General features: G+C 26.1%; 13 protein-coding genes. 10 read left to right on the top strand and 3 right to left on the bottom strand.

All coding sequences use genetic code 11. The features are described from left to right. Positions 1-45: 45 nt before the first annotated feature. From BEN51_RS11665 to BEN51_RS11655, 3 genes are read left to right on the top strand one after another with little or no spacing between them, the layout of a single operon-like run. A complete protein-coding gene (locus tag BEN51_RS11665; RefSeq protein WP_119866220.1) occupies positions 46-426 on the top strand; it encodes a NusG domain II-containing protein in 381 nt (126 codons plus the stop codon). 9 nt (positions 427-435) lie between these two features. After that, complete coding sequence (locus BEN51_RS11660; RefSeq protein WP_119866219.1) at positions 436-954, top strand: Gx transporter family protein; 519 nt, start codon at positions 436-438, stop codon at positions 952-954. 46 nt (positions 955-1,000) lie between these two features. Next, entirely contained in the window at positions 1,001-1,966 is a 966-nt protein-coding gene (locus tag BEN51_RS11655) for a polyprenyl synthetase family protein (RefSeq protein ID WP_119866218.1), read from the top strand. A gap of 140 nt (positions 1,967-2,106) precedes the next feature. On the opposite strand, the gene BEN51_RS11650 is transcribed toward BEN51_RS11655, so the two are convergent. Together BEN51_RS11650 and BEN51_RS11645 are read right to left on the bottom strand one after the other, a co-directional pair. Further along, positions 2,107-2,979, bottom strand: coding sequence for a LysR family transcriptional regulator (locus tag BEN51_RS11650; RefSeq protein ID WP_119866217.1), 873 nt, complete (start codon positions 2,977-2,979; stop codon positions 2,107-2,109). A gap of 152 nt (positions 2,980-3,131) precedes the next feature. After that, on the bottom strand, positions 3,132-4,253 hold the full coding sequence (locus tag BEN51_RS11645) for a glycosyltransferase family 4 protein (RefSeq protein ID WP_119866216.1): 1,122 nt from the start codon (positions 4,251-4,253) through the stop codon (positions 3,132-3,134). Positions 4,254-4,401: 148 nt separating this feature from the next. Between BEN51_RS11645 and BEN51_RS11640 the strand changes: the two genes are divergently transcribed. The 3 genes from BEN51_RS11640 to BEN51_RS11630 are packed head-to-tail and all read left to right on the top strand — an operon-like array spanning position 4,402 to position 7,218. After that, positions 4,402-5,394 carry a CotS family spore coat protein gene (locus tag BEN51_RS11640; protein ID WP_119866215.1) on the top strand — a complete coding sequence of 331 codons (993 nt, stop codon included), beginning with the start codon at positions 4,402-4,404 and terminating at the stop codon, positions 5,392-5,394. A 5-nt stretch (positions 5,395-5,399) separates the two neighbouring features. Next, entirely contained in the window at positions 5,400-6,179 is a 780-nt protein-coding gene (locus tag BEN51_RS11635; protein WP_236906215.1) for a hypothetical protein, read from the top strand. Next, positions 6,172-7,218 (top strand): CotS family spore coat protein, encoded by a 1,047-nt coding sequence (locus tag BEN51_RS11630; protein WP_119866214.1) that lies wholly within the window; start codon positions 6,172-6,174, stop codon positions 7,216-7,218. The genes BEN51_RS11635 and BEN51_RS11630 overlap by 8 nt, the downstream gene beginning before the upstream one ends. Positions 7,219-7,269: 51 nt before the next feature. Here the strand turns inward: BEN51_RS11630 and BEN51_RS11625 are convergent, their stop codons facing one another. Beyond that, complete coding sequence (locus BEN51_RS11625) at positions 7,270-8,388, bottom strand: glycosyltransferase family 4 protein (RefSeq protein WP_119866213.1); 1,119 nt, start codon at positions 8,386-8,388, stop codon at positions 7,270-7,272. Between the two features lie 105 nt (positions 8,389-8,493). On the opposite strand from BEN51_RS11625, the gene BEN51_RS11620 reads away from it, so the two are divergent. The 4 genes from BEN51_RS11620 (at position 8,494) to BEN51_RS11605 (ending at position 12,962) form a co-directional block, all read left to right on the top strand. Then, positions 8,494-9,495, top strand: a complete 1,002-nt coding sequence (locus BEN51_RS11620; RefSeq protein WP_119866212.1) for a CotS family spore coat protein — start codon at positions 8,494-8,496, stop codon at positions 9,493-9,495. 84 nt (positions 9,496-9,579) lie between these two features. Further along, positions 9,580-10,470 (top strand): sporulation peptidase YabG, encoded by an 891-nt coding sequence (gene yabG, locus BEN51_RS11615; protein WP_119866211.1) that lies wholly within the window; start codon positions 9,580-9,582, stop codon positions 10,468-10,470. Positions 10,471-10,802: 332 nt separating this feature from the next. Continuing rightward, a complete protein-coding gene (locus BEN51_RS11610) occupies positions 10,803-11,039 on the top strand; it encodes a Veg family protein (protein WP_119866626.1) in 237 nt (78 codons plus the stop codon). 339 nt (positions 11,040-11,378) lie between these two features. Then, a complete protein-coding gene (locus tag BEN51_RS11605) occupies positions 11,379-12,962 on the top strand; it encodes a DUF3794 and LysM peptidoglycan-binding domain-containing protein (RefSeq protein ID WP_119866210.1) in 1,584 nt (527 codons plus the stop codon). Positions 12,963-13,134: the final 172 nt, after the last annotated feature.

Here is a 13,134-nt window from a genome sequence, read left to right as displayed (position 1 = left end):
TTACTCTACCTTATAAAATATTAAAATAACATCATGGAGATAAAAATGTTTAAAAAATTAGATTTTGTTATTATAGGTGTGTTAATGTTACTTTCCTTTTTACCGGAAATAATACTTGGTGCTTCAGTAGGAAAGGGATTAAAAAATACATATGCAGAAATAACAATAGCAGGAGAGCTCTATAAAACTATACCTTTATCAGAACATAAAGGTGAAGAAATAATAAATATAGAAACGGAACATGGATATAATACTGTACTTATTAAAGATAATACAATTGGAATAATAGATGCAGATTGTCCGGATAAGGTATGTATGAACCCTCCATATATTGAAAAAGCGGGTGAAAGTCTAGTATGTCTTCCACATAAAGTTATGATAGAAATAAAAGGAATTAGTGATGATGATATTATATTATCATATTAAGGGGGATTCATGAGGAAAACTAGCAGAATTGTATACATTGGATTATTAGTGGCACAAGCATTAGTACTCCATATAATTGAAAGAATGATACCCGTTCCATTTTTCACTCCTGGAGCAAAGCTTGGATTAGCAAATTTAATTACTGTAATTGCATTGTACACATTGGATAAAAAGAGAGATGCATTTTTAGTTATATTATTAAGGATTACTTTGGCAACTATGTTTGGAGGAAGTATATCTGCATTTATGTATAGTGCAGCTGGGGGAATATTAAGTTTTATTTCTATGATATTAGTAAAAGATATATTTAAGGAAAAGGTAAGCATTGTAGGAGTCAGCTCAGCAGGTGCTATATTTCATAATGTTGGACAGTTAGCGGTTGCATCATTAATTGTTAAGAATATAGGAGTGATGTTGTATTTACCTATATTATCATTTATAGGAATAGGAACAGGAATTTTTGTAGGTATAGCTGCAAATTTTGCAGTAAATCATTTAACAAAATTACCTATGTTTAAAGAGTATTAAAAGTGTTAAAGCACAATTTAGAGTATCACTAAGAAGGTGGAATATAATGAATAAGATTTGGAACAACTATCCTGAAATAAAAAATGAGCTTAAAGAAGTAGTTGCTCTTATGAAAAAATATACTAAATGTAAGGATAAAAAAATTGAAAATTCTATCTTAGATTTAATAGAATCAGGAGGAAAACTATTAAGACCTGCCTTTGTTTTAATAGGATCAAAGTTTGGAGATGGAGATAGAGAAAAATCAGTACCAACTGCTGCTGTTATAGAAATGCTACATATGGCAACTTTAGTTCATGATGATGTAATTGATGAATCTAAGCTTAGAAGAGGAAAGTTAACAATTCAATCCAAGTATGGAAAGGACTATGCAGTTTATATTGGAGATTATTTGTTTTGCTGCTGTTTTAAAATTTTAGCTACTCACTCATCTTTAAGAGCTTTAGAAATTGATTCTAACGCTATGACAAGAATTTGTATAGGAGAAGTTGATCAGTTAAATTCAAGATTTTCAACTAAGCTGTCAGTTAAAGATTATTTAACTAGAATATCTGGAAAGACTGCAGAATTATTTTCAATTTCATTATTTTTAGGTGCAGCAGAATGTAATGCTGATAAGAAAGTAAGTAGGGAACTAAAAAATATTGGACATAATTTAGGGATGGCTTTTCAAATAATTGATGATATATTAGATTATGAAGGTAATGATGAAAGTATAAAAAAATCAGCTGCTAATGATTTAAAGCAAGGAATTTATACAATACCTTTTATATATGCTTATAGAAATAATAAAAATGCTTTTTCAGAGATAATGGAAAAGGAATTTTATACTGATGAAGATGTAGAAAAAATAATAAAAATAGTTGAAGAAAATAAAGGAATTGAAATGGCTAAAGAATTAGCTAATAAATATATAGAAAAATGTTTTAAAGGAATAAATAGATTACCAGAGAATAAATACAAGAAGGTTTTAAAAGAATTAGCAGAGTGGATCTTGATAAGAACATATTAAATAGTTTTCAAGTGTCATTTAAGTAAGATTTTCATTATAAATTAAAATCATAAAGGTAGTTGATAAAATTAACTACCTTTATTTTTATTTGGAATCTGAAAATTGATATCTGATCTTCGCTCCAAACTCCAAATTTCACACTAATTATTAAGGTGTTTTTTTATTGTATTTTTAAAGGATTTCACAAAATCTGAATTTATTTGATAATAAGACTCTAAATAACTAATATATACTGGCAATGAAGCAGAAAAGTTTTCTATTTTTATTTTCTTTATCAAGGGCTCGTTAAAGTCCTTATAAATAGTTTTTGGTATAAAAGTTAAAGCATCACTATTTATTACGCCGTTAACTGCAGCCAAAAAGGAATTAGTTGAAAATATTATATTGAATTTTTTGAAATCATTTGCCGTAGAATTTAATCTATCTAAAATAGTATTATCTAGAGTGTTTTTATCATCAATTAATATTAGAGGTAATTCAAATAATTCTTCAATGCTGATAGAATCTTTATTAAAGTTTATATTAGCAATTAATATAATTTCATCATAGCCAATTAATTTTGTAATTATTCCTTCTTCTTTTAAAGGTTTTTTATAGCCTAATGAAATATCTCCCTTATTAATATGAGAATCTGATATTATATTTAAGTTCATTTTATATGTGGGAAATTTATTTTTTAATTTAGGTAATGTACTAGATAATATTTTATAACTTAATGGTTCAATACAATCTATATTTACTGATTTTTTTTCGTTAATAGAATTATATAGTTCTTGACGCATCCTGTTTAAAATGCTAATAATTGTTTCTGAATATTTAAATAAGATTTCACCTTCACTAGTTAAGGTAACACCTTTATTATTTCTGTTAAACAATTTGATACCTAAGTAATTTTCAAGTTTTGCAATCTGTTGGCTTAAAGCAGACTGAGATATATGAAAATTCTTAGCAACATTTGAAATGCTTTTAGCTTTAGCAACTTCATAAAAATAATTTAAGCTATCTAAATTCATTTAATCACCTTTTTTGAAATAATATTTTAGTACTCCATTAAAAAAATTATATTCTAATTTCAATAAAAAATCAAAAACAATTAATTAATAATCAATATTGTAAAATAATAACTTATAAAATAAAAAGGATTTTCAGAAAATCTGAAAATCCATTACATCTGTGATATTTTTATATAGGCATCTAAAGTCTTTCTTGCTGTTTCTTTCCATGAAAATTCTAAACTTCTTTTATAGCCCTTGTCAGCAAGTTCTAATTTTAAATCCTCATTATTTAATAAATTTACAAGTTGATTTTTTAATTCTTCTCTATTATATGGATTAATTAAAATACAAGCATCTCCTGTTACTTCTGGAATGGAAGTAGCATTAGAAGTGATGACAGGTGTTTTGCAGCTCATAGCTTCTAATGGTGGAAGTCCAAATCCTTCATAAAGAGAGGGATAAACAAAGGCTTCTGAGCCGTTATATAAAATAGGAAGCAAAGAATCTTCTATAAAGCCAGTAAAGATGATACTATCCTTTGAAGGTAGAGTTTCTTTCAATTCAACAAGTTTTGCTCCTTCATCTTTAATTGAACCTGCTAACACTAGAGTATAAGGTTCTTTTAAATCTTTATAAATATCATTAAAAGCTAAAATTAATTCCCTAGCATTTTTACGAGGACTAAAACCACCTATGTATAATATATAGGGATTATTGAAATTAAATCTATCATGTATTAGCTTTTGACAATGATTTTTATTCATAGGTTTAAAGGTAGAATTTGCAGCTAAAGGAGTAACAAAAATTTTGTCTTCAGGAATATGATTGAAGAATTTAAGAATATCTTTTTTTGAGTATTCAGATACTGTTAGAATCCCTTTAGCATTAGAAACTATAGAAGGCATTTTTCTTAAGAATTTTTCCAAATAACCTCTTCCAGTAGTTTCAGGTAAAACATAAGGAATTAAATCATGTATAGTAACAACACAATTATTACTATAATTTTCGCAGTAGCCAATTCCGTTTTGAGGTATATGATGTAAATCAATATTATATTTATTTATAAAGTTTGGAAAATAATAATTTTCATAAAATCCGCCATGTTTTCTTGCAGTTAATATTATTTTGCTATTTGGTCTTTTAAATTTTTCATAATTATCACCAACCCAAAATAATAAATAACTATTATTTTTGTCTATTTCTAATAATTCTCGAATTAGATTTTCAGTATAAGTTCCTATACCAGTTCCATTATATAAATTTGCTCCTCTAGCATCAATTGATATCTTCATTTTAATCCTCCTAAAAATATCCTATATATTATAAATATTATATTTTGAAATATATATAACAAATTATTATTAATATTTATTTTCTAACATAAACAAAATATAAGTTTTTTTCATATAATGGCATAGAACAAGTCATTAGGAGAAATACATGAATACAGAATATATAAAAGAAGAAATTGAAAAAAACTATTCTTTAGGTATATATAACATAGAAAAAATTAAAAATAGCTATAAAATTGAAACAAAAGAGGGGAATTATGGTATTAAAATTATTAAATATCAATTTCCTCATTTTTATTTTATTTTTTCTGCTATAAGCCATTTAAATAAAAAATCCTTTAGAAATATACCAGAAATAATAAAAACAAAAAATGGTGAAGGATATATAAAACTTGGAGATAAATATGCCTATATAAATAGATGGATAGATTCAAGAACATGTAATTATAAAAATTTAGATGATCTTGCAATGGCAGCAAGAAAATTAGCTGAATTACATGAGTGTAGTAAAGGTTTTATTTTAAATAAACATATGAAAGCAAGAATATATTGGTACACTTGGATAAGAACCTTTGAAACAAGATGTGAGGAGATACTAGATTTTAAAAAAAGAATATTTCAAAAGGCTTATAGATCAGAATTTGATGAAATATATTTAAGTGCAATAAATGAAGAGTTAGAAAGGGGAAAAAAATCTATAAGTGAATTAAAAGAGAATAATTATTTCAAAGTTATGGATAAGGAAGTTTTCAAAAGAGGATTTTGCCATCATGATTTTGCTCATCATAACTTATTAATAGATAAAAATGGAGAAATTAATGTAATTGATTTTGATTATTGTATATTAGATAGTCATATACATGATCTTGCTTCTTTATTAATTAGAAGTATGAAGGATGGAAATTGGAATAGAGAAATATCAGATTTAGTAATTGATAATTATCAAAAAATTTACCCAGTAAGGGACGAGGAATTAAGATTAATAATTGCATTTATGAGATTTCCTCAAGGATTTTGGCAAATAGGACTTCAATATTATTGGGAGCAACAGCCTTGGGGAGAAGATTTTTTTGTTAAGAAAATTAAAAAGTATTTGAATGATAGAAACAATAGAGAAATATTTTTAGATAACTTTTTTTAATAGAGGTGATTAAAATTAATGTTTTTGAGTTAAAAGAATATCTTGAAAGAAAAAATATAATTGTTAAAGAGTGTAAGTTAACTTCTTATAAAATAGAAAATAAAGAAGATGTTTTTAGGCAAATAGATAATATAATTTATTTTCAAAGAAGTGTTGGAGCTTATAAAGAAAATTTATTGCCTAGAATTAGAGCCTCTATTGGAAAAGAATTAGAGGAGTATAAATCTCAAGTAATATTAGTTGAGAGATATATAAAAAATCTTCAAAATAAGAAAAACTCAAATAAGATAGATGATTATATAAAAAGCAAAGAAAAAGAAATTTTATATAAGGCTCAAATTTCGTTAAAGCATATTGCATTAAAAGATTATAGAGAAATAATTGAAAGAAGTATGAGTAATTATGAAATTTGCTTAGGCAGGGTTGATGAAAGTAACTTAGTGCTAGAAGATAATAAAATTATAGTTGGAACAATAAAATATATGACATATAACATAAAGGAGCATGATATATATTCTCTTATAAAAAGAATAAAAAGAAAGGATATAGATATTTCTTTTCAAGAAATAATAGATTATTACATTGTAAAGGAAGGATTAAAAGAAACTAGTAGAAAATACTTAGAGGGACTTAGTAATTATCCAAATGAACAGTTGAAGGTTTTTAAAAGGTATATAGAGGGGAAATATGATTTGAGAGAAGAGGATATATTAGAGCTTATTTATAAGGCTGAAATTTTAGATAATAAATATTCAATTACTAATGGGAGGGGATATAATGAATAAATTTAGATATATAGACAGGGAAACATTATGTAAATATGATTTAAGCGAAGAATTTTTAAAAACATTATCAATTGAGATTAAAGAGATAATACCATTAAGAAAAGTTTTTGTTTTAATAACAAGTAATGGAAAGAAAATTCTTAAGATGACAGATTCTAAAGAAAAGAGAATTAATTTTATTGATGATGCTTTAAAATATATACAAAAAAATTACGAAGATGTATTGAACTATCATAGAGGCAAAGATGGAAAAATTGCTCATTATTTTCATGAAAATACTTATGTTATATTAGATATGATAGAAGGTAGAGAAGCAACCTTTACAAATCCTTTAGAAATTGAAATATGCTCTAAAGCTATTGCAAATATGCATAAGGCATCAAAAGGAATAGGTGAAAATTTAAGTATAGATTTAGTTAAAGAAAATATAGGAGATAATTTAGCAGAGGCCTATAAAAAAGCAGAGGAGGAATTAAAAAATATAAAAATCTTTGTTAAAAGATTTAGGTATAGAAATAGATTTGATGAGCTTTTTATTGAAAATGCGGACAAGTATATAGATCAAATAAAAAAGACACAAGAACTATTAGCTTTAACTAATTATAGTTCATTATTAAAGGATATTGATAAAATAGTGTTATGTCATAATGATTTAGCTAATCATAATTTTATAATTGATGGAGACAAAGTAAAAATAATAGATTTTGATTATTGTAAAATTGATACTAGAGCTATTGATATTGCTAATTTTTCATTAAAGGCAATAAAAAATAACTGCTATGAAATGAAAAAATTTAAGTCTATTATAGATGCTTATAACTCAGTAAATGAATTAGATAAAGAAGAAATAAAGTTAATTTATACCATTTTTAATTTTCCAAGGGACTTTTATAATATATCTATTGGTTATTATTATAAAGAAAAGCTTTGGGATTATGAAGTTTTTGAAAGCAGATTAGAAGATAAACTTAATAAAGATGTTTATAGAGCAGAGTTTTTAAAAGATTTTATTAAAGAAATGAAGGACTATTTTTATTAATAATAAATAAAAATATAGGGAAGAATTAAAAACTTCCCTATATTTTTTTATTTAGTATTTTATAATATTTTTGTAAGCTTCTAAAGTTCCTTTTGCAGTAATATTCCAGGAATAGCTTGAGCTTTTCTCCAAGCCTTTTAATATTAATTTATCTCTTAGATTTTGATCAACTAAAACCTTCTCTATTGAATTAGATAATTCATTAATATTATGGGGATCAATCAATAAAGCAGAGTCACCACAAATTTCAGGTAAAGAGGTAACATTAGAAGCTATTACTGGAGTTCCACAGGCCATTGCTTCTAGAGGTGGAAGCCCAAACCCCTCATAAAAGGAAGGATAAGCTAACAAACTTGAAGCATTATAGAAAATTGGTAATTTTTCAAGAGGGATAAAATCTGTAAAGATTACATCATTTTCAACATTAAGTCTTATTGCACGATTTTTGTATATTTCATAAGAAATACCCTTTCTTCCTGTTATAATAAGCTTTAAATTTTTACGTCTATTTTTAGAAAGTAATGAATAGGCTTCAATAAGACCTGTTATATTCTTTCTTGGACTAAAACCGCCAACATACAGAATAAACTCTTCTTTAATACCATATTCTTTTTTTATGATTTCTTTACATTTTTTCTTATTTAAAGGCCTATATATATCTTCAGCAGCAAGATGGGTTACAAAAATTTTATTTAAAGGAAAATTAAAACCCTTTGCAATATCTTGTTTAGAAAATTCAGAAACAGTTATAATTCCATCACAATTATCTAATATTTTAGGTATTTCATTATTAAATATATTCAGATAACTATTGCTAACAGTTTCAGGCATCCTCAAGGGAATTATATCATGTAATGTAATAGTTTTATAGCAGTCTAAGTTTTTTGAAAGTCCAACTCCATTTTGAGGAACATGATATATATCTAAATTTTTATTATAAAAACTATTTTCAACTTTAACTTCATCCCAAAAATTTGAATCTGAATTGGCCTTTACTGATTGAATATGGAAGTTATCTCCTAAATCTAGAGCTGTATTTTCAGGCAAAAAAACAAGGTAATCATTTATTCTATCAATTTTATTTAGACTATTGATAAGCTGATAAGTATAAGTTCCAATACCTGTGCCTCTATACCATTTTGCAGCTCTACCATCTATTCCTATTTTCATGACGCATCCTTTCACATCATTTTTAATTTATTATATTAAATTGAGGAATAAAATGTTAATAAAAGAATAGATATAATCATATAAATATAAAGGGAGGTGGGCATTATGATGAGAGAATTTGAAATAGAAAGACAATTTAATATTAAAATTGAAACTATAAAACCAAGTAAAGGCATATACTATGTAAAAAGTAATAAGGGAGAGAGGTGTTTAAAAAAGATAAATTATGGGCCACAGAAATTATTATTTGTTTATGGAGCTAAAGAACATTTAATAAAAAATGGTTTCAAGAATGTGGACAGGTATTTTTTAAACATAGATGGAGAACCATATGCTATGGTAAATGAAGATTTATATACACTTTCTGAATGGATAGAAGGAAGAGAGTGTGATTTTCATAATCTTGATGAGGTTAAAGTGGCAGCAAGGACTCTTGCAGAATTACATGAGGCTTCAAAGGGATACGATCCACCAGAAAATTCAAAGCTGAAGAGTGATTTAGGAAGATGGACTCACCTTATGAATAAAAGAATAAAGTCTCTCGACAAAATGAGAGATATGGTTAGAAAGAAAAATAATAAGAGTAATTTTGATTTGCTTTATATAAAATCTATGGAATTTTATAAGGAGTTAGGTAGAAAGGCATTAGAAACTTTAGAAGGGTCCAAATATGAAGAATTATGTGTATTAGCAGAAAAAGAAAAAAGCTTTTGCCATCACGATTATACTTACCATAATATTGTGATAGATAAAGATAATAACTATCATATTATAGATTTTGATTATTGTAAGCGAGAAATAAGAACTTTTGATATATCTAACTTTATGATAAAGGTTTTAAAAAGAGTTGAGTGGAATCCTGAATTTGCAGATACTATATTAGAATCTTATAATGAAGTCTCTCCTTTATTAGATTGTGAATATAAGGTATTATATGCTTTTTTACAATTTCCACAAAGATATTGGAGACTTGCAAATAGATATTACTATAATGAGGTTAATTGGGGACAAAATGCCTTTGGTAATAAAATAGAGACAATAATTGCAGAACAAGATAATATGCTAAAATTTTTAGATTACTTCAAAAATAAATATAATATAGATTAAAAAAAGTGCTATAGGCACTTTTTTTATGTACAAATATTAAAAATAAAACATAATATGAAATAAACAATAAACTAGAGGGAAAAAATGGAGATAGGCGATTTAGTAGTTAGAAAATCTTATGATAAAGATATTACATTTAAAATAATAGATATTAAAAAAGACGAGGATGGTAATGATATTTATGTATTAAAAGGAATTAGTATAAGAATTATAGCTGATTCTAGAAGTGATGATTTAGAAAAAGTAAGTGATAGATATGTTGGTAAAAAAGAAAAAATATTAAATAGCAGAGTTAATGCTGCCATAAAAAGAGCAATTTCTTTAAGAGGAGATAGCTTAGCTAGTGAAGTTGTAGATAATGCATCTCGTGGGAGTAAAAGCCAAAAATTAAAGGAAAATAAGGATTTAATTTTTGGCAGACCAGGAAAAATACTTCATGTAGATGGAGATAGCGAATATTTAGAAATGTGTCTTAAAGTTTATAAGCAATTATCTCTAGATGCAGTTGGTTTTGCTATAGAAGAGAAGAAGCAGCCAGAGATTATAGTGGATCTAGTCAGGGAGATAAAGCCTGATATTGTAGTTTTAACGGGACATGATAGTATACAAAGGAATACAAATGATTATTTAGATTTAAATAATTATAGAAATTCAAGGTATTATATAGAAGCTGTTAGAGCTTTAAGAGACTACAATTCCAGTTATGATGAATTAGTAATTTTTGCTGGAGCATGTCAAAGTTGTTATGAATGCATGTTAGATGCAGGAGCAAATTTTGCTAGTTCTCCAAGTAGAGTACTAATACATTGCTTAGATCCAGTTTTGGTATGCGAAAAAATAGCTTATACAAGAATAGATAAGATTATATCTATTACTGATGTAATAAACAATACAATTACTGGTATAAAGGGAATAGGAGGTCTTCAAACCAGAGGAAAATATAGAGAAGGATATCCAAGATCACCATATATATAAGTAATTTTAATAGATTTCAAAGAAATCATACAATGGACAATTAAGGAAAAAGTTCAGCTAAAGTTGAATTAGTTTCTTAATTGTCTATTTTAGATTGTTGATTAAAATTGTTTCATGCTTTTTATTATTACTAAAGATTTATATTTATTAGAAAATTATATATAAGTAAAAAATGCATAAAAAAAATTAAAATAGATATAATAACAAATGTGTGTAATTGAGAAAAATTAAAAAATATATTGACAACCCATTCCTGTAGTGATAAAATATTTGTTTCATTTGACGGAAGGCGGAAAATAGTGTATAATAAAATCAAGAAAGAAGGTGCTTATGTGGAAAATATGAAAACTATCGCAAGCATAAAGAGAAACATACAAGACCATGTAGGAGACAAAGTTACTTTAAAGGCAAATGGCGGAAGAAAGAAAGTACTAATAAATAATGGAATTATTGAAAGTGCACATCCAAGCATTTTTGTAGTAAGATTAGACAGTGAAGATCAAAGAACAGTATCATACAGTTATTCAGACGTTTTAACTAAGACAGTGCAGTTAGATTTTTCTTTATAAAAAGAGCTTCAGGTAAGAAGCTCTTTTTTAATTTAAAAAATAATAAAAAAAGAAAGATGGTGGGTTTCCATCTTTCAACTATGGTATAAAAGGGTATTGAGAATTTATGAGAGGTTATATGGTCAATAACCATAATTATAATACGACATATTTTTATTGTTGTCAACATTAATTTTAAAAAAATATATAAAAATTTTAGAAAAATATTTATAATTCGACAAAACTTTATTATTTAGAAGAAGTTTGACGATTATATTGAAGAAACTTTCTCACAATAGATGAATAAATGTATACAGTTAGAATATATTTAATAGTAGGTTAATATGTGGGAGGGATTATATGTCACAAATAGATACAATTAAAGAGATAGTTCACTATGAACAATTACTTAGGGAAAATTCAACAAATCATGTACTAAAGGGAGAGTATTTAATAAGAGATTCACAATATCCTGATATGAAAGAAGTATTGGGGGTAGATGCTACAGCAAATATCACTAATAAAGAAATACTTGGTGATAAAGTAATGGTGGAAGGGAATTTAAATTATATTGTTTTTTACCTTCCAAAAGATGATGCAGTTTTAGAACACCCTACAAATAAAATACAGTCTGTTATATTTACAGATAAGTTTGCAAATTATTTAGATCTTAATAATGATGAAAATAATACATGGGTCGATGTTGAGTGCGAAATAGAACATATTGAAGCTAATTGGATGAATGAGAGAAAAGTTGGAATTAATGGTGTGATTACATTAAAGTGGCAAGTATTTAAAAATGGAGAATTCGAATGTGTTAAGGATATTGAAGGAAAAGAAGATATTCAAACATTAAAAAAAGAAGAAGAATTAACAGGTATAAAAGGTGAAAAGGACGTAGATTTATTAGGTAAAACTATGTTGAAAGTAACTATGGACAAGCCAGAAATAGATGAGATATTAAAATGTGATATGAATATTCATAAGAAAGAAATAAAATTAGTAGAAGATAAGTTTTATGTAGGATGTTATTGCAAAATTATAGTACTGTATAAATCTAGAGAAAATAATGAGTTAGTACATTTAGAGGATGATATTTATCTTTCAAAGGAAGAAGAAATGCCTGGAACAACTCAAGATATGATACCTTCTATAGATTTAAAAGTAAGAGATTATAATTATAATGTAGAACTAGATGATTTAGGAGAAAGCAGGGTAATAAATATTGAATTTATGATTAGAGGAAAAGTTAAGGTATATACAAATGAAAAAGTTGAAATGATAAAAGATGCATATTCTCCAACTTCTAACATTGAGATAAAGAGAGAAGAAAAGAATTTTGGAGACATCCTTTCAATTATGAATACAGATATAATGGTTAAAGATAATATTAAGCTAAATAATGAGGAAGGAAGAATAGAAGAAATTGTATGTACTTCAGCTCATCCTTATATTTTAGATAAAAATATAGAAGATGATAGATTAAAAATTGAAGGATTAATAAAAATCTGTATTATTTATAAGGTTTTAGATGAAGAATTAAATTATGGAATATTAAATACAGAAGTACCATTTTCTACATATGTAGATATAAAAGATTCAAATAATAAATTAAAATCTGTTGTAAAAAGTTCTTTAGAAAATTTAGATACAGTTATAGAAGGAAACTCTATATCAGTTAGAGCAACAGTTGGATTAACAATTAAGATATATTGCAATAAAACAATAGAAACAGTAGCAGATGTAGTAGGGGGAGAAATCGAGGAAAAAGAAAAGAAAGCATCAATCACAATATATGTAGTAGGAGAAAATGATACTCTTTGGGAATTAGCAAAGGAATATAATACTACAGTTGCAGACCTTATAAAGCTTAATGATTTAGATGAGGATGTAGAAATTAAAGAAGGTATGAAATTAATAATTCCTGGAAGAGCAATTTTTTAACAGTTCACAGTTTAGGAGGATTTTCAGGGGGCTGAAAATCTTGGAATATGTTTTTATAAGAAAAGTGCTGGGCACTTTTCTTTTTTTATTGAAGTTGTTCAAATAAAGGCGGACAGCTTTTTTTGTTTTTTAATTAAAAAGTATCTTACTTGAAGCAGGTAAGTTATCTATT

It is taken from the genome of Clostridium isatidis, from assembly GCF_002285495.1.
GTDB classification, from domain to species: Bacteria; Bacillota; Clostridia; order Clostridiales; family Clostridiaceae; genus Clostridium; species Clostridium isatidis.
This window is presented reverse-complemented; position numbering and strand designations above follow the sequence as displayed.

What these genes read in the sequence shown, in the direction of transcription:
- BEN51_RS11625 (WP_119866213.1), bottom strand. Translation starts at nt 8,388, where the DNA reads ATGAAAATAGGAATAGATGGTAGAGCTGCAAAATGGTATAGAGGCACA.
- BEN51_RS11655 (WP_119866218.1), top strand. Translation starts at nt 1,001, where the DNA reads ATGAATAAGATTTGGAACAACTATCCTGAAATAAAAAATGAGCTTAAA.
- BEN51_RS11640 (WP_119866215.1), top strand. Translation starts at nt 4,402, where the DNA reads ATGAATACAGAATATATAAAAGAAGAAATTGAAAAAAACTATTCTTTA.
- BEN51_RS11665 (WP_119866220.1), top strand. Translation starts at nt 46, where the DNA reads ATGTTTAAAAAATTAGATTTTGTTATTATAGGTGTGTTAATGTTACTT.
- BEN51_RS11605 (WP_119866210.1), top strand. Translation starts at nt 11,379, where the DNA reads ATGTCACAAATAGATACAATTAAAGAGATAGTTCACTATGAACAATTA.
- yabG (WP_119866211.1), top strand. Translation starts at nt 9,580, where the DNA reads ATGGAGATAGGCGATTTAGTAGTTAGAAAATCTTATGATAAAGATATT.
- BEN51_RS11645 (WP_119866216.1), bottom strand. Translation starts at nt 4,253, where the DNA reads ATGAAGATATCAATTGATGCTAGAGGAGCAAATTTATATAATGGAACT.
- BEN51_RS11650 (WP_119866217.1), bottom strand. Translation starts at nt 2,979, where the DNA reads ATGAATTTAGATAGCTTAAATTATTTTTATGAAGTTGCTAAAGCTAAA.
- BEN51_RS11630 (WP_119866214.1), top strand. Translation starts at nt 6,172, where the DNA reads ATGAATAAATTTAGATATATAGACAGGGAAACATTATGTAAATATGAT.
- BEN51_RS11620 (WP_119866212.1), top strand. Translation starts at nt 8,494, where the DNA reads ATGATGAGAGAATTTGAAATAGAAAGACAATTTAATATTAAAATTGAA.
- BEN51_RS11660 (WP_119866219.1), top strand. Translation starts at nt 436, where the DNA reads ATGAGGAAAACTAGCAGAATTGTATACATTGGATTATTAGTGGCACAA.